Genomic DNA, 16,332 nt, shown 5'->3' on the forward strand with positions numbered 1-16,332 from the left:
GAGAGTCCTGAGCGACGGGACCGGTGGGGGTTTGCGGTCGGGATGTCACGCGGCCGGACGACCACGGGAACCGATCCTCACGCCCCGGGATGTTGTCCAGCGACCCGCTTCGTCACCTCTGGAAAATCCCCCGGGAAATCCCCGGACAACCCGCTGACCTCAGCAGATGTCCCGGTACGGCACATCCGGCAGGTACGTCCGCCACTGCGCCTCGGTCAGCCCGCCGCGCATCCGTCCGCACACGGCGGCGACCGCCCGGTCCGCGGCGACGGGGTAGCGCCGCAGCGGGACGTGCGCGCCGGCGGCGTACAGCGTGCCGCCGTCCGCGCCGAACGCGACCGACCGGATCTCGTCGCCCGGCGTCGGCAGGTCGGTGCCCAGCGGCTGCTGGGTGCCGGTGTCCCACAGCTGGAGCGTGTCCCCGTCGCCGCCGACCGCGAGCGTGCCGCCGTCGGGCGAGAAGGCGAGCGCGCTCACCTCCTCGTGGCCGCCCTCGGCCGCGAGCGCGGTGAGCACGCCCGTACGGTGGCCTACCCCGCCGTCCCAGAGCGTGACCCGTCCCGACTCGTCGCCCACCGCGAGCCGCCGCCCGTCCGGGCTGAACGCCAGCGCGGTGACCCGCCGCCCGTCGGCGAGCCCCCGCCCGGTGACCGCGCGGGAGGAGAGGTCGGCGTACTGGTCCCCGGCACCGGCGAGCAGCCGCCCGTCGGGCCGGACGGCCACGGCGTCGCCGCCGAAGCCGCGCAGCACCGCCGTCCGGCGGGGACGCTCGCCGTTCATCTCCCACACTTCCGTCGCACCGGCTGCCGAGATCATCAGCGTCCGGCCGCCCGGCCCGAGGGCGAGCGGAGACCACGGACTGTCGGTGCCGGACAGCTCGAACCGCGTGCGCACCCGGTGCGCCCGCACGTCCCACAGCGTGACCCGCTGCCGCTCGGCGCTGGCCCGTACGGCGTCGCTGACGGCGAGCGTCCCACCGTCCGGGCTGAACGCCAGCAGCGGCGATTCGCCGGTCCCGGTCGGCAGGCCGCCGAGGGTGTCCTTGGCGAGGACCGCGCCGGTGCGGGTGGAGCGCAGCTCGAAGCGGTACCTCCCGCCGCCCGCGCGGGTGGCGGTGGCCAGGGCGGTGCCGTCCGGGCTGAGCGCGCTCGCGTCGGCCGGGGTGCGCTGCCAGCGGGGTGCGAGGGCGGCGGTCAGGTCGTACGAGCGGACGGTCGGCCCGTCCAGCAGGCGCAGCACCCGGCGGCCCCGTCCCGGATCCCAGGCCAGGTCCTGGGGCTGCGTGCCGGTGAGTGGGCTGCGGAAGACCTGCCGCGTCTGCGGGGAGTCCTGCTGTGCGGAGTCGTCCAGGCGCCATACGGCGAGTTCCTGGTCGTCGGTCGTGGCCAGGAAGCGCCCGTCCGGGCTGAGGCCGGCGTGGGTGAAGGCGCCGGTGCCCTCGGCGGAGGCGAGGAGGCGGGCGTGCGGGACGTCCCAGACGTCGAGGGTGGTGCCGGAGAGGCCGGCCAGGCGGCTTCCGTCGGGACTGAACCGGAGCACACTCGCGCCGGCGTCGGCCCCCGTGCCGGTGCCGCAGAGGTCCTTCGCCTTCTCCCACGGCCCGGACAGGCGCCGGTCGCGCGCGGTGTCCCACACCTGGGGTGCGGCGCCGGCCGGACACAGGGCGAGCAGCCGGCCGTCCGCACCGAGGGCGGCCGTGGTGAGGTCGCCGGACGGCCGGGTCTCGAACAGCACCTTGCCGTCGCCGGTCCGCAGCAGCCGCACGGGCCCGGGACCGTCGAACGGCTCGACGAGATAGCCCCCACGGGAGCTGTCCAGCAGCGTCGACTCCCGCAGATCGGCGACCGCCTTCCGACGCGCCAGATCCCACACCTGCTCACCGGCCCCGGAGAGCTGGAGGGTACGGCCGTCCGGCCCGGCGGAGATCGCCTCCATACCGGCCGGGAGCCGGTGGACGCCCGTCCTGCGCCGCCCGGCCACGTCCCACACACTCACCCGCCGCCCCGCCACGCTGATCAGCGTCCGCCCCTGCCGGGTGAGGAAACGCCGGGTGTCGCTGCCGGTCTGCGGATCGGTGAAGGCGTCCAGACCCGGCTGGAACTCGGCACCGAGCAGCGCCGACCGGGACTCGGTCAGCGCAGCGGTGCGCCATGCGGCGACGCCGAGCAGGGCGGCCGTACGGGGGTCGGAGACGCGCAGCCCCGCCGACTGCGCCGCGATCCGCCGGGCGGCGGCCTTGGCGGTCTCCTCCTCACCCGCCCGGTTCTGCTGCCAGGCCAGCAGCCCGGCGGCCAGGGCCAGGACGAGGAGGGAGCACAGGGCGGCCGTACGGATGCGCCGCTTGCGGGTGGCGGTGTCGCGGGCGGTGAGGGAGGCGGTGAGGAAGGAGTGCTCGACAGGGGTGAGGTCGTCCTTGTCCCCCGGGGATCCCGGCTTCCCGGTGAACAGCTCCACGGCGCGGTCCAGGCGGGTGCCCGCGTACAGGGCGCCGGGGTCGTGGGCCAGTTCCTGCCAGGTGCGGGCGGCCTCGCCGAGCCGGCGGTGTTCGCGCAGCCGTTCGCGGTCCTCGTCGATCCAGGCGGCGAGCCGGGGCCAGCCGGTGATCAGGGCCTCGTGGGCGAGTTCGACGGTGTCGCCGTCGAGGGTGACCAGGCGGGCGGCGGCGAGGCGTTCGAGGACATCGGCGGTGCCGGGCGGGAGGTCGGTGCGGTGGGCGGGGCGACGGGTGTCGGGGGTGCCGTCGCCCGGGGCGATCAGCCTCAGCAGGATGCGGCGGGCGGTGCGGGCCTGTGCCGGGGACAGCTCGCCGTACGCCCGCTCGGCGGTGGCGGCGATGGCGCCGCGCACCCCGCCCGCCGCCTCGTACGCCGCCTCGGTCAGGGTCCGGCCGCGCCGGCGGCGCCAGGTCTCCAGCAGGGCGTGGGACAGCATCGGCAGGGCGCCGGGCCGGTCACCGGCCTCGTCGAGGATCCGGGCGGTGAGGGCCCGCTCGACGAGCAGGCCGACGGCGGCGGCCGGCTTGGTGATCACCTCGCGCAGCTCGTCCCGGCTCATCGGCCCGACCAGCATGTTGGCCCGGCTGACGGCCTCGGCGAGGGCGCGGTGGGCGGCGCAGTGGCCGTAGAAGTCCCCACGGACGGCGACGACGACGCGCAGCCGGCTGCCGGGCTCGCGGGCGGCGAGCAGCAGCTCGCAGAATCGTTCCCGCTCCGCGTGGTCGTGGCAGAGGGTGAACAGTTCCTCGAACTGGTCGACGAGCACCCAGGTGTCCTGGTCGCCGTCCCGCGCGGTGAGCGCCTTCTCGTGGGTGTGGACGGGCCGCTCACCCGGGGTGAGGACCCGGATCACGGCCGGCCGTTCGGCGGTGGGAAGCGCGCCCAGGGCCGGGACGATCCCGGCGCGCAGCAAGGAGGACTTGCCGCTGCCGGAGGGCCCGGACACGGCGGCGAACCGGTGCTCGCGCACCAGCCCCAGCACCTCGCCGACCAGCCGGTCCCGCCCGAAGAACAGCGCGCTGTCGCCCGGCTCGAAGCGGGTCAGTCCCCGGTACGGCGGCGCGGTGCGCGGCTCGGCCGCGGCGGCCTCCTCAAGGGCCTGCTCCTCGACCGCCCGTTTCGCGCTCGCCCAGCGCTCCTCCCACTCCCCGGGATCCGCGCCCAGCGCCCGCACATACGCCAGCAGCACCGCCAGCGACGGAAACTGCTCGCCGGTCGCGGCGGCGGACAGCGCGCTGGTCGAGTAGTTCGCCCTCCTGGCCATCTCCCGGTACGTGGGCTTCCCGGCCTCCTCCCGCAGGACGCGCAGCTCGTGCGCGAGCCGCTGCACCGGACCGGCGTCCGGGTCCAGGGGTTTCTCACGCCGTCCCACGAGCCGTGCCCTCCGTCCGCCTCAGTGCGCGAGCAGCACCGGGACGAGGGCCACCAGAGCGGGCACCGTCTGCACGAACAGGATCTTCCGGCCGGCGGTGGCCGCGCCGTACAGGCCCGCCACCGCCACGCACACCAGGAAGAACACCGAGACCTGGAACCCGACCGGATCGGACGCCACCGCGCCCCACACCAGTCCGGCCGCGAGGAACCCGTTGTACAGCCCCTGGTTGGCCGCCAGGGTCTTCGTCTCGGCGGCGAACGCCGACGTCGTACCGAAGGCGGCCCGGGCCCGCGGAGTGGTCCACAGGAACATCTCCAGTACGAGGACGTAGACGTGGAGCGCGGCGAGGGCCAGCACCGCGAGCGTGGCGACGACAGACATGCGGGCCATCATCGCAGGCCGGCGAAGGGTGCCGGCCCGCGCCGCCGGGACCGGCGTCCTCCCGCATGGTGGCGAGCATCTCGCCGAAGCTGTGCACGGCGTGCGTCCGGGGCAGGCCCAGCCGGGGGCGTGGTCCGGTTCACGGCGTCGAGGCCGACGCGCCGCACCAGCAGGGCGGCGGCGTTGTCGCTGACGGCCATCATCAGATAGGCCGCGTCGCGCAGCGAGATCGCCGAGAAGTACTCCGGCGTGGGCAAGCAGTGGCGCGTCGGGATCTCCTCGTACGACGGCTCGGTGCCGGTTCCGCGGGACGAGACCGAGAAGGCCGCGTCGATGATCGGGCAGGGCCGGGTGCAGGCCAACCCGCTGATCATGGCGTCCGTCACGGCGACCGCGGCATCCGGGGAGTTCCAGCAGCCGACGATCGTGCCGGGTGGTGGCGACCGTACGGCGGGTACGACCCCGCTGCCGCGCCCCGTTGTCTCGCAGCTGCGCGAGCTGATGCGCGCCACCGTCACCGAGGGCACGGCGAGCAGCCTGCCGGTCAGCGTGCCACAGCAGTCGGGGCGGCCGCCATGGAGGTTCCGTGAAGCCGGGAGGATATTGAGCCACGTACGAGGGCGGACTGCGCGGCCCGAAGGCGGAGTAGAGCAGGACCCACAGCACGTTCTGGATCCACTCGGCGTCCACCTCGGCGTCGACGGTGCCCTCGCCTCCGGGCGCGCACCTGGCAGTGGCCGGCAAACTCGGCGGCATCGCACGGACGTTCGTACCGCTGGCACGTCACTCGGCTTTCGCACGGCTCCCGTCGAGTGGGTGTGCTCCACAGGCCCTGCCCGGCACGCTGCACGCTGGTGACGTTTGACGGCGACTTCCCGCTCTTGTTGCCGGGGGGCGGCGACGTCGCCGGTGCGCGTTCGGCTCTTGGCCCGCGCCCGCGCCGCGCGTCGGACAAGCGGCCTCCCACGCCCTTCGTCCGTCCTCCGAAACTGGAGCGATCTTGCGCGTACGCACCCTGGCCGCCGCCGTGGCCGTAGCCGCGGCTTCCGTGGGCCTGTCCCCGAGCCTCGTCCCGACGGCGAGCGCGGCCACCTCCGCGGCCGATGACTTCAACGGTGACGGTGTCGCCGACCTCGTCGTGGCCACCCCCAAAGCTCCCGTGAGCGGTTACCCCGGCGCCGGCTCGATCACCGTCCTGCAGAGATCCACCGACGGCGACTCGCCCGTCCGCTCACTGACCCTCACCCAGGACTCCCCCGGCGTCCCCGGTGACCCCTGGTCCTACGAAGGCTTCGGCAGCACCTACGCCACCGGTGACCTCGACGCCGACGGCTACACGGACCTCGTCGTCGGCGCGCCGGGCGACCGGGTCCCCAACAGCAGCTCCTACGGCACGCTCACCGTCCTGTGGGGCAGCGCCACCGGCCTGACCGGTGACGGCATCACCATTGCCAGCCCGCTCGCCTACAGTCAGTGGGACGCCGAGAAGGACTTCGGCAAGAAGGTCGTCGTCGCCGACCTAGACGGCGACGGCACCCCGCAGCTCGCCACGCTCAGCCGCAACAAGCTGTGGGTGTACGACGACCTGGCGGGCCGTACGGCCCCGATGGGTGCCCGGTACGCCGAGGACTACTACGCCTACATCGAGCCCCGCACCCTCACCGCGGCCGACTTCACCGGCACCGGGCGCGCCCAGCTCGTCGTCACCGGCCCCGAGAACTGCGGTGGCACGACGGGCGGCTGCCAGGCCACCACCGTCTACACCTGGGGCGCCGACCAGCTCGACGAGGTCTCCGTCGCGGACCCGGGCGCCGACGCCTCCGGCGCGAACGAGGCGCCCACGGTCGCGGCAGCCGCCGGGGATGTCGACCACGACGGCTACGCCGACCTCGTCACCGGCCACGTCCCCGCGTCGGCGGCCACCACGGGCGAGTACTCCGACGCCGCGGGCTTCGTCCACGTCCGCTACGGCAGCCCGGAGGGCCTCGGCGCCCACCGCACCGCCACCCTCGACCAGGACACCTCCGGCGTCCCGGGCGCGAACGAGCCCGGCGACAACTTCGGCGCGTCCGTCGCGGTCGGCGACGTCACGGGCGACGGATACGCCGACGTGGTGGTCGGTGTGCCGGGCGAGACGGCCGGCGGGGCGTCGCAGAGCGGTGCGGTGACCCTGCTCAAGGGCACGGCCACCGGCCTGACGGGCACCGGCGCGCAGGCGTTCGACCAGAGCACCAAGGGCGTGCCGAGCACAGCCGAGCCGGACGACTGGTTCGGCTCCGCCGTACGCGTCGCCGACCTCGACGGCAACGGCGCGGCCGACGTGACGATCGCGGCGAAGGGCGAGGACGTCTTCTCCGGCTCCACCCGCGACGGCGCCGACTGGGTCCTGCCCGGCTCAGCATCCGGCCTGACGACGACCGCCGCCCTCTCCTTCAGCGGGCGCGACTTCGGCTTCACCCACCCCGACGCCGAGTTCGGTTCGGTCCTCGGCACCTGACTCCCGCCGCATCGGCGCCGCCGCGGGCATGCGGCCCGGCCAGGGCGCGGCTGACGTGGGCCTCCACGGTCGCCTCGGTCATGGCGGGGCCGCGGCCGGTCTCGGCGTCGGACAGGTCCTGGGCGAGGGCGCGCAGGACCTGTCGCCGGCGGCCGGTGAGCGCGGTGAGGCGGTCGCCGGCGGCGCGTGAGGGTTCCCCGGGGGTGCCGTGGCGCGCGACGTGGCTGATGAGGCGCCGGGCCGCGGGCGATCCCGGTCGGCCCGGTCAGTCCTCCTTGGGCCCGGTGCTCTGCACCACCTCGAAGGTCCACAGCGTCGCGTCCGTCGCGGCGGGCTTCGGACGATCGCCGCCTTCACCGGCTCCGCCGGCTCCCCCGCCGTGCGCGGCCTGTCCGCGGCCGGACATCCACTTCTGGAAGTCCTCCTCGGTCCGCCACCGGGTGTAGACGAGGTACCTGTCGGTGCCGTCGACCGGACGCAGCAGTTCGAACCACTCGAACCCGTCCGACCCCTCCACCGCACCGGCCCGCGCGGCGAACCGCTTCTCCAGCGTCTCGCGCTGTTCCTCGGGAACCGTGAGTACGTTGATCTTTACGATGCTCATGGCCCCCATTGTCCCGCCCGGTCACGGCGGTCTCGCGGCGGGCCACGCCCGGACGCGGCAGAAATGGCCAACCCCGTCGGCGAGAAGGCCCTCGGCGAGATGCTCCGCACTGTGCCGGTGCGCGTGGGCGAGAGCACTGTGGACCACTACGGCCTGGGGATCTACGCCGTCGACCTGCCCTGCGGCCGCTTCTGGGGCCATGACGGATCGGTCTTCGGCGCCGGCACGGTCGCGTGGTCCAGCCGTGACGGCAAACGCCAGACGGCTCTGGGCTTCAACCTCATGAAGTACCAGCGCCTCAACGAGGACGGCAGCCCGATCGACGACGCCCTCCGCGCACACCTCATCGGGTCGGTCTGCCCGGACTCGACGCCCCGTACGGCGACCATGGACGCCCGGCGCCTGCTTCCCGAGGAACTGCCCGCCACCGACCTCGCCGTCGGCGCGTGGGGCACCCACCGGTGAGCGAGCGCTGAGACACCGCTGAGACCGGGGCCAGGGCGCGGTCGGCAGTCGGCAGGACGGCGAAGGCGACCCTCAGAGGCCGAATTCCTGGGGAGACAGGCCGAGTACGCCGCACGCCTCGCGCAGGACCTGCTCCTCGGCCGGCGCGAGGTACCCGTCCGCGCCGGCGACGACGAAGCCGGTCTGGACGACCGCCCTGGCCTCGGCCGGCTTCTTCGCGGCCTTGGCCACCTCCTGGAGGGCCTCGGTCTTGCCCTGCTGGAAGTTGAACGCCAACTGGTCGACGTGCTTGTTGAAGCGCTGCCGCAGCTGGTCGGGCGGGAAGTTCTGCAGGACGTCGTTGTTCAGCAGCAGTCCCTCCACATGCTGCCGCTCGGCCGGGTCGACCTGCCCGTCGGCGGCGGCGACCAGGGCGCACATGGCCATGCTGGCGTCCCGGTAGGAACCGCTCTTCAGCTCTGTCTTGAGGGAGGTGAGCTGGGACTTGAGCGCGCTGACCAGCTGTGCCTTCGATCCCCCGGAGGAAGAACCCGCACCCGGCCGCCCGTGCCCGCCGGCGCCCCGCGCGCCCTGCGCCTGCTGCTGCAGACCCTTGGCCTGGTCCTTGATCCGATCCCACATCGCCACTCGTGCCACCTCGGCTTCAGCCCGTGTCGTCCAGGTCACCCGCGCGTTCCGCGGCGTCATCCTGTCAACGACTCCCCTGCCCCCGAAGTTCCAAGCCGCGCCTGCCGTCAGGCCTCGGCAGCCCTCCTCCGGTCCATGGGCACGCTGCTCGCCATCGTCGGGCCCTCCTGGCGGCCGGAGCGGCGATCACCCATGCGATCAGGGCCGGGGACGCCGGGTGACACGCCCCTCATGGGCCAATTACGCCCGGTGAATGTCCCGTCGTAGTCCGCGGTGCCGCTGCGGAATTCCCGTAGCCACCCGTATCGGCATGAATCGCCGGGACGTGTAACGCGGCACCGGAGTGCGGCGCAGTTTTGGGGTAGGGCGTGGAAAGCGCCCCGCACGTGGCCATGACCAGTAATTCTCGCGCGGAAAGGAGGAGCCCCAGCCGTGGCCGCTCTTCCGCACCGTCCAAGCGGTGAACACGTCAGTCAGATGGGAAGTCCCGTGAGCAACACCGAACCCGTGCACGGCTATCAGCAATACGACCCCAACCAGGGACAGGACCACCGGCGCAGCTCGGGGGACGGCTCCGGCGCACGGCGGGCAGCCCTGGTCATCCACAGCATCGCCGACGTCGCCGCCGTGTTCCTGGGCCTGTGGATCCTGCTCTACGTGCTCGGAGCCAACCAGGGCAACGTCTTCGTGGACTTCGTGAGGGGCGTGGCCGACTGGCTGGCGTGGTGGGCGCAGGACATCTTCACCATGGACACCGACGGCCTTCGCGTGCTCCTCAACTACGGACTGCCCGCGGTGATCTATCTGCTGGTCGGCCACGGAATTGCGACGTGGATTCGCCGCCTCTGACCTGACCTGACCTGACCGGCCCACGCCGATTCTGTGAAGAAATGTCGAGGGTGCCGCGTCGGAGAGGAAACCGGATTCCGGGTTCCCGATGTGTGGGCGATGTGTGACGGCGCAGTAAAACGCCTTTCTTCACCATGGAGTTGGCTGGGAAAAGCCCGGAGGGATCACGTGGCCGAGAACCAGGACAGGCCGGCGAGCAGCGCCACGGCGAACAGGGCGACACCGCTCACCAGTAACGCCGTCCGGGACCGGCGCCGGGACGCCGGAAGCGGTCCGCGCCGGCGACGGGGAGCGGCGGCGCGGTGCGTCGTCGTACTCCACTGCGCGTGTTCCCGCGGCAGGGGCTCGGGTGTCCCGCGCCAGGCACCGCGCCGGAACCAGTGCGCCACCTCCTCGGCCGTGGGCCGGTCCTCGGGCCGCTTGGCCAGGAGGCCGAGCAGGTAGTTCTCGAAGGCCGGCGGGACGTCGGCGCCGAGCTGCCGGGGCGGCACCGGGGTGGCGTCGAGGTGCTGGTGGAGGACGGCGATGGCGGAGTCGGCCCGGAACGGCGGGCGGCCGGTGAGGAGCTGGTACAGCACGCAGCCCAGCGCGTACACGTCGCTCGCGGGGCCGGCGGGCCGGCCCAGCGCGCGTTCGGGGGCGAGGTAGAGGCTCGTGCCGACGATCTGCCCGGTGGCGGTGAGGGCGCCGCCGGGATCGTCGAAGAACCGGGCGATGCCGAAGTCACCGATCTTCAGCGTGCCGTCGGCGGCGAGCAGGAGGTTGGCGGGCTTGATGTCCCGGTGCACGATGCCCTGCCGGTGGGCCAGGGCGAGCCCGGCGCCCGCCTGCGCGGCGAGGCGGGCCACGCGCTCGGCGGGCAGCGGCCCGGAGCCGGCCAGCACACGGGCGAGACTGTCGCCCTCGACCAGCTCCATCACCAGGAACAGCCGGCCCTCGTGCTCACCGAAGTCAAGGACGCCGACCACGTGCGGGTGACTGAGTCGGCCGGCGGTCTGCGCCTCCAGACGGAAGCGGGCGGCGGCGATGGGATCGGAGGCCTGCGGCAGCAGCAGCTTCACCGCCACCGGCCGGCCGAGCATCTCGTCGTACGCCCGCCAGACCTCCCCCATCGCGCCCCGCCCGATCGCGTCGTGAAGCCGGTACCGGCCCGCTGTCAGCACCTGTGTCTCATCCTCATGACGTAGGCCCACTTGACCGCCGCAGGCCATGACTCACCGCACGGAAGGAAGAGGGTCACGTTGGGGGTGCCGCAGCGGCCCAAGCGTAATCGCCCGCGCACCCCGACCCGACCAAGATCGCACAGGGCGTACGCGGACGGCAGCTCATCGGTCGCCGGGGCGTGGTGCTGTGATGCCGCGCGCCCCGCGTGCGCTGAACACGGTACGGGTCGCCCGTGCCCGGTGGGGCTGCTGCTCCGGCGGGGGCGGCGGCCGGAGAGATGTCGGCGCGGGGACGTGGTACGGAGTGCTGGTCGCGGAGCGGTATCGGCTGGAGCAGCCCCTCGGGCGGGGCGGCATGGGCGAAGTGTGGACCGCCAGAGACGAGTTGCTTGGCCGCACCGTGGCGGTCAAGCTGCTCGCCGTGGACGCGGACGATACGGCGACCCGGCGCTTCCGTCGCGAGGCGGAGATCGCCGCGCGGCTGAACCACCCCCACGTGGTGGCCCTGTACGACGCCGGAGCCCATGAGGGACGGCTCTTCCTGGCGATGGAGTTCGTCCACGGCGGCAGTCTCGCCCAGCAGCTGGCCGTCCACGGCGTCCTGCCCCCCGAGCGGGTCGCCGGTCTCGCGGCGCAGATCGCGGCCGGCCTGTCCGCCGCACACCAGCAGGGCGTCATCCACCGGGACGTCAAGCCCGGCAACCTCCTGCTGTCCGCCGAAGGCACGGTGAAGATCGCCGACTTCGGGATCGCCCGGAGCGTCCACGACACCACCACCGCGCTGACCACCACCGGACAGCTCCTCGGCACCAGCGCCTACCTCGCCCCCGAGCGCGCCCTGGGCCGCCCGGCCGGGCCCGCGTCCGACGTGTACGCGCTGGGCTGCGTCCTGTACGAGCTGCTCGTCGGCCACGCTCCGTTCCGCGGCGCGAACGCCGCCGCCGTCGTCCACCAGCACGTCAGTGCCGTACCCGTCCGGCCCGGGCAACTGCGCCGCGGCCTGCCCCACGACACCGACGACTATCTGCTGCGCCTGCTGGCCAAGGAACCCGGACACCGGCCCACCGCCGAACGCGTCGCCGACTGGTTCACCACCGCGCAGGACAGGCGACACCCCGCCCCCTCGCCTCCGCCGCCACCAGCCACACCGGCCCCGGCAGCCCGCCATGCCGCCCCCGCCGCGCCCACCCCACGGGGACCACAGGCAACGGCCGCCGCTCGATGGCGCACACCCGTCGTCCTCGGCGTCTGCGGGGCCGTCCTGTTCGGTACCTCGGTCCTGGTCGGTACGACCCTGACCAACGAGGCGCGAGGGCCGTCCGGAAGCACCCGTCCCGCCGCGCCCACGACCCCGACGCCGCTGCATGCTTCGACGCCGCGGCCGACCACCACACCCCGCGCCTCGATGCCCCGGCCGGCCGCCACGCCCAGCCCCACCCCCGCAGCGGCATCCCCCGCTCCCTCACTTTCTCCCCAGCACAAGCCCGGCAAGCGCAAGCCGAAGCGATGAGGATCATCCGATAACCGCATGGCCCCGATCAGGGGATACGGATTCCCCTCATACGGGGCATGCCTGGGCCGGGCCGTACCACCCGCGTACGCGGGCACGTTGGCAGCGACATGGACTGCACAGCCACCACCGGCACGCTCCTCCTGGTGCGCGAGGACGGACAGGCACGGTCCGGCGGCCCCGCCAGGGCCTCCCACGGACATCCGCCGATCTACGCGGCCCTGGTCGCGGAGTGGCAGGCCGACGGCCGGACGGTCCCCGGCGCCCGGGAGGCCCTGTGGACCGCCTGCGTCTCCGGCGCCGCCTGCGGGGGTGTCGATGTCGCGCTGACCCCGGCGGCGATCGTCATCCGGCTCCGTACCACCTTCCAGGAGGGATCCCGCTGCCCCGGTTGACGGCGGCTCGATGGCCGGGAGCGACCGCGGACGGTCAGGTGGGTGGCCTTCGGCGGGTAGCCGGCGGCCGTGACCGTGTACGCGCCGCCGTCCAGGTCGCCGAAGGCGTATCCGCCGCCCGCGCCGGTGGTCGCGGTGGACACCGACGGCATCCTGACCCGCGCACACGGCTGAAGAAGGTGGCCGGCTCGGACGGCTTCGCCTCGGGACGCTCACACACGCTCTCCGGGAGCCGTGGCGCCGACCGCAACTGCGTGAGTTCTCGCTCGACCGCCGTACGCTCTGAGTCCGTCGGCAACTTATGCACCAGAGGCCCCAAAGCTATGGCAAAAGGGTCTGGGGTGCGTCCGGTTGACCGTGTCATCGTGCGGGCCATGACGACACAGCACCTCCTCGATGACCGGCGCCGACTTCCCCTCCGGACGATGGCGAACAAGGTGCCGGAAGCGACCGCCTGCTTCTGGATCATCAAGGTCCTGACGACCGGCATGGGGGAGACGGCCTCCGACCTCCTGGCCCGCCTGCTCGGCCCGGTACCGGCGGTCGCGCTCGGCGGGCTCGCGTTGGGCGCCTCGCTGGCCGTCCAGTTCACCGTCCGCCGGCACATCGCCTGGGTGTACTGGACCGCCGTCGTCATGGTCAGCGTGTTCGGCACGATGGCGGCCGACGTCCTGCACGTCGGTCTCGGCGTCCCCTACGCGGTGTCGACCCCCGTCTTCCTCGCCACGCTGGCCGCCGTCTTCGGCTGCTGGTACGCGAGCGAGCGCACGCCGTCCATCCACGGCATCAACACCCGCCGCCGCGAGGCGTTCTACTGGGCGGCCGTCCTGGCCACGTTCGCGCTCGGCACGGCCGCGGGCGATCTCACCGCCACCGCCGGCCTCGGCTTTCTGGGCTCGGCCGCCCTCTTCGCGGTCGCGATCTGTGTGCCGGCCCTGGCCCACCGCTGGGCCGGCCTGAACGCGGTGACCGCCTTCTGGTCCGCGTACGTCATCACCCGCCCCCTCGGCGCGTCCCTCGCCGACTGGATGGCGGTCGGCCACTCCCGCGGCGGCCTGGCGCTGGGGCTGGAGCCGGTCACCCTCGCGTGGACGGCCGCCATCCTGGGCTTCGTCGCCTACCTGGCCACGGCGCAGCGCGCCAGCCGCCGTGGCGTCGCAGCAGCCTGAGCGCAGCCCGACCGTGCGGCTCCGGCGCGTGGTCCACCGTCGTGCTCGCGTCGCCCTGCCCGTCCGCCCCCGCGCACTACCGGAGCCGCTCGCCCCACCGGGGCCGGCGGCATCTCTCCCGCCTTCCGGCTGCCACACACCGGGGCACGCCGTACGCCGCCCCGGTGCTCACGGTCCGTCAGCCGCGCCCGCCGCCTCCCGCCCCGGTGCTCACGGTCCGTCAGCCCGCGCCCGCCGCCTCCCGCCCGGTGTTCACGGACCGTCAGCCGCGATCTCCGCCTGCCGCCCCGGTGCTTACGGCCGCGTCAGCCGAGCCCACCGCCTGCCGCCCCATCGTGCTCGCCCGCGGGATGAGCCGGTGCGGCGCCCGGATCTCCATGCCGGCAACGGGAGCTGAGCTGCCGATCCGCTTGAGCAGGCGCTCCACCGCCGTCTCCGCGATCATCCTCTTGTCCGGGGAGACCGTCGTGACGGGCGGGTTGGAGTAGCGGCCGTCCTCGATGTCGTCGTAGCCGACGACGGCGACGTCCTCGGGGACACGCAGTCCGCGGGCGGCCAGCGTGTGCAGGGCGCCCAGGGCCACCAGGTCGCTGTAGCAGAAGACCGCGTCGGGCGGTTCCGCCAGGTCGAGCAGGTGGGCCATGGCCTGCGCGCCGTCGAAGCGGTTGAAGCGCGGGGTGGAGATGACCAGCTCCTCCCGGACGGGGATGCCGGCCCGCTCGTGGGCCAGGCGGTAGCCCTGAGTGCGCAGTTGAGCCGCTTCGCCGGTGCGGTAGGGCTGGTCGCCGATCGCGGCGACCCGGCGCCGGCCGAGGCCGAGCAGGTGCTCGGTGGCCTCCCGGGAGGCGGTGACGTCGTCGATGCCGACGTGGTCGAAGCTGCCGTCGCTGACCCGCTCGCCGAGCACGACCAGTGGCAGGCTCGCGTCGCGCTCGCCCAGGTCGGACTGGGCCAGGCCCAGCGGGCTGAAAATGACGCCGTCGAACAGCAGGGACTGGGAGCCGCGGCTGAGGAACATCTTCTCGTGCTCGGCGTCGCCGTCGGTCTGGTCGATCAGGACGTTGTAGCCCTGCACCCGGGCCGCGCGGATGATGCCCTGCAGCAGCTCGGCGAAGTAGGGCGTGTCCAGGTACGGCACGACCACCGCGATCTGGCCCGAGCGCCCGGCGGCGAGGTTGCGGGCCAGCACGTTGGGCCGGTAGCCGAGCTCGTCCACGGCCTGCTGCACGCGGGCGCGGGTGGCCTCGGACACGCGCGCGTAGCCGTTGACCACGTTGGACACGGTCCGGCTGGAGACACCGGCGAGGGCCGCGACGTCGCGGAGTGTGACGCCCTTTGCCATGGGCCACCCCCATTCGGGATATCGAACATTCGGGATGTCGACCGCCGCTGAAAGTTTCGACCAAGTTCTCTTACAGGTCTTGCAGCGCGGCAATTTCTCCGTTATCACTTTTGCAGCGCTGCAAAGCGTAGCAGAGCGGCCGGATCGGGACGATCGCCGGCCGGGATCCCCGAGAGCACTCGCGGGGACTACCAGTAGGAGCCGCAGTGAGATCAGCGACCTCTCACGGGCCGGGACGCATCCCCGCCCTGACAGGGCATCAGCCTTTACTGACCCTGGCCTGACAGTACCACCCGTGCGCTGATCGTGTCCGAAATGTCGAACGGCGTCCGGGTGGTCAACAATCGTCACGCACGCCCACCCTCCCGCGGCCTCTGACGTCCCTCACCCGGAGCCGGCGTGCCCGCACGCCCTCAGCAAGCCGCCCGGGCCTTCCTGTGCCCGGCGCGGCTCCTCGACCCCACTTCCTCATCTCTGCCGTACCTGCTTACCTCCCCCTCCCTCACCTTGTCTCTTCCTGCCCGCAGGACCTCACCCAGGAGATTGCCCATGTCGTCCAGCAGACAGCACCCGACAGGCGGCCGGCGCCGCGTGGCCCGTACCTTCCGGCGGACCGCGGTCGCGACGGCGTCCGCCGCCCTTGCCGGCGTCCTCCTCGCGGCCTGCGGTGGCGGCGGCAGCGGCGGCTCGAACTCCGCGAGCAGCGGCCCGGTGCACATCAAGGTGTGGGCCTGGTACCCGGACTTCAAGCAGGTGGTGGACCAGTTCAACAAGACCCACAAGGACATCCAGGTCGACTGGGTGCAGGCCGGCGTCGGCCAGGACGAGTACACCAAGCTGAAGACGGCGCTGAAGGCTGGGCAGGGCGCGCCGGACGTCGTCATGCTGGAGTTCCAGGAGCTGCCGACCATCCAGCTCACCAAGGGCCTGATCGACATGGGCAAGTACGGGGCGGCCGCGGACAAGGACAAGTACGTGTCGTGGGCCTGGAACGAGGTCTCCGACGGCGAGCACGTCTACGCCATCCCGGTCGACGGCGGTCCGATGGCGATGCTGTACCGGGCCGACATCTTCCAGAAGTACAAGCTGAAGGTGCCGACCACCTGGGCCGAGTACAAGGAGGAGGCGGCCAAGCTGCACGCCGCCGACCCCAAGGCGTACATGACGAACTTCGGCAGCGACGAGTCGGCCGCGGGCTGGCTGCAGGGCCTGATGTGGCAGGCCGGCTCCCGCCCCTACACCTACGCGGCGAGCAAGCTGCCCAACATCGGGGTGCACCTCAACGACGCCGGAGCCAAGAAGGTGTACGACTACTGGGGCGACCTGGTGAAGAACAAGCTGGTCGACACCCAGTCGTACGCCACCACCGACTTCTACCTCTGATCTTGCGCAGTGCGCCGCCCTTCAGGGCGGTGGTGAAGCGCATCTCAAGACTGCTCTGACCCGTACCAGGGGCACGG

General features: G+C 73.0%; 15 protein-coding genes and 1 pseudogene. 9 read left to right on the forward strand and 7 right to left on the reverse strand.

What is annotated here, in order from left to right; all coding sequences use genetic code 11:
* Positions 1-159 precede the first annotated feature (159 nt).
* From H8R17_RS30395 to H8R17_RS30405, 3 genes are read right to left on the reverse strand one after another with little or no spacing between them, the layout of a single operon-like run.
* A complete protein-coding gene (locus H8R17_RS30395; RefSeq protein WP_187826433.1) occupies positions 160-3,867 on the reverse strand; it encodes a helix-turn-helix domain-containing protein in 3,708 nt (1,235 codons plus the stop codon).
* 21 nt (positions 3,868-3,888) lie between these two features.
* Positions 3,889-4,251 (reverse strand): DUF1304 domain-containing protein, encoded by a 363-nt coding sequence (locus H8R17_RS30400; protein ID WP_187826434.1) that lies wholly within the window; start codon positions 4,249-4,251, stop codon positions 3,889-3,891.
* Positions 4,252-4,259: 8 nt separating this feature from the next.
* Entirely contained in the window at positions 4,260-4,454 is a 195-nt protein-coding gene (locus H8R17_RS30405; protein ID WP_399477482.1) for a hypothetical protein, read from the reverse strand.
* 22 nt (positions 4,455-4,476) lie between these two features.
* On the opposite strand from H8R17_RS30405, the pseudogene H8R17_RS47545 reads away from it, so the two are divergent.
* The 3 genes and pseudogenes from H8R17_RS47545 to H8R17_RS47550 form a co-directional block, all read left to right on the forward strand.
* Positions 4,477-4,818: pseudogene (locus tag H8R17_RS47545) on the forward strand (penicillin-binding protein); the annotation flags it as partial.
* A gap of 433 nt (positions 4,819-5,251) precedes the next feature.
* A complete protein-coding gene (locus H8R17_RS30415; protein ID WP_187826436.1) occupies positions 5,252-6,748 on the forward strand; it encodes an FG-GAP-like repeat-containing protein in 1,497 nt (498 codons plus the stop codon).
* A gap of 55 nt (positions 6,749-6,803) precedes the next feature.
* A complete protein-coding gene (locus H8R17_RS47550; protein ID WP_262505625.1) occupies positions 6,804-6,938 on the forward strand; it encodes a hypothetical protein in 135 nt (44 codons plus the stop codon).
* A 75-nt stretch (positions 6,939-7,013) separates the two neighbouring features.
* On the opposite strand, the gene H8R17_RS30420 is transcribed toward H8R17_RS47550, so the two are convergent.
* Entirely contained in the window at positions 7,014-7,352 is a 339-nt protein-coding gene (locus tag H8R17_RS30420) for an antibiotic biosynthesis monooxygenase (protein WP_187826437.1), read from the reverse strand.
* Between the two features lie 63 nt (positions 7,353-7,415).
* Here H8R17_RS30420 and H8R17_RS30425 point away from each other — a divergent pair, with 63 nt between their 5' ends.
* The gene (locus H8R17_RS30425) at positions 7,416-7,817 is read left to right on the forward strand and encodes a hypothetical protein (protein ID WP_187826438.1); all 402 of its coding nucleotides are present in this window, start codon (positions 7,416-7,418) and stop codon (positions 7,815-7,817) included.
* A gap of 72 nt (positions 7,818-7,889) precedes the next feature.
* On the opposite strand, the gene H8R17_RS30430 is transcribed toward H8R17_RS30425, so the two are convergent.
* Positions 7,890-8,444 carry a tellurite resistance TerB family protein gene (locus H8R17_RS30430; protein ID WP_187826439.1) on the reverse strand — a complete coding sequence of 185 codons (555 nt, stop codon included), beginning with the start codon at positions 8,442-8,444 and terminating at the stop codon, positions 7,890-7,892.
* A gap of 489 nt (positions 8,445-8,933) precedes the next feature.
* On the opposite strand from H8R17_RS30430, the gene H8R17_RS30435 reads away from it, so the two are divergent.
* Positions 8,934-9,293: a hypothetical protein gene (locus H8R17_RS30435; protein WP_316959573.1), complete on the forward strand. Its 360-nt coding sequence runs from the start codon at positions 8,934-8,936 to the stop codon at positions 9,291-9,293.
* Between the two features lie 164 nt (positions 9,294-9,457).
* On the opposite strand, the gene H8R17_RS30440 is transcribed toward H8R17_RS30435, so the two are convergent.
* Positions 9,458-10,456, reverse strand: coding sequence for a serine/threonine-protein kinase (locus H8R17_RS30440; RefSeq protein WP_187826441.1), 999 nt, complete (start codon positions 10,454-10,456; stop codon positions 9,458-9,460).
* A 190-nt stretch (positions 10,457-10,646) separates the two neighbouring features.
* Between H8R17_RS30440 and H8R17_RS30445 the strand changes: the two genes are divergently transcribed.
* The 3 genes from H8R17_RS30445 to H8R17_RS30455 all read left to right on the forward strand — a co-directional run bounded on the left by H8R17_RS30445 (position 10,647) and on the right by H8R17_RS30455 (position 13,530).
* A complete protein-coding gene (locus tag H8R17_RS30445) occupies positions 10,647-11,966 on the forward strand; it encodes a serine/threonine-protein kinase (RefSeq protein WP_223125660.1) in 1,320 nt (439 codons plus the stop codon).
* Between the two features lie 110 nt (positions 11,967-12,076).
* Complete coding sequence (locus tag H8R17_RS30450; protein WP_187826442.1) at positions 12,077-12,361, forward strand: hypothetical protein; 285 nt, start codon at positions 12,077-12,079, stop codon at positions 12,359-12,361.
* A 374-nt stretch (positions 12,362-12,735) separates the two neighbouring features.
* A complete protein-coding gene (locus tag H8R17_RS30455; protein WP_187826443.1) occupies positions 12,736-13,530 on the forward strand; it encodes a hypothetical protein in 795 nt (264 codons plus the stop codon).
* Between the two features lie 262 nt (positions 13,531-13,792).
* Here H8R17_RS30455 and H8R17_RS30460 read toward each other — a convergent pair whose 3' ends face one another.
* Positions 13,793-14,872, reverse strand: coding sequence for a LacI family DNA-binding transcriptional regulator (locus H8R17_RS30460; protein ID WP_187826444.1), 1,080 nt, complete (start codon positions 14,870-14,872; stop codon positions 13,793-13,795).
* Between the two features lie 549 nt (positions 14,873-15,421).
* On the opposite strand from H8R17_RS30460, the gene H8R17_RS30465 reads away from it, so the two are divergent.
* Positions 15,422-16,255 carry an ABC transporter substrate-binding protein gene (locus H8R17_RS30465; RefSeq protein WP_187826445.1) on the forward strand — a complete coding sequence of 278 codons (834 nt, stop codon included), beginning with the start codon at positions 15,422-15,424 and terminating at the stop codon, positions 16,253-16,255.
* The last annotated feature ends 77 nt before the right edge of the window (positions 16,256-16,332 follow it).

This window comes from Streptomyces sp. TRM68367 (assembly GCF_014495685.1).
Classification (GTDB): domain Bacteria; phylum Actinomycetota; class Actinomycetes; order Streptomycetales; family Streptomycetaceae; genus Streptomyces.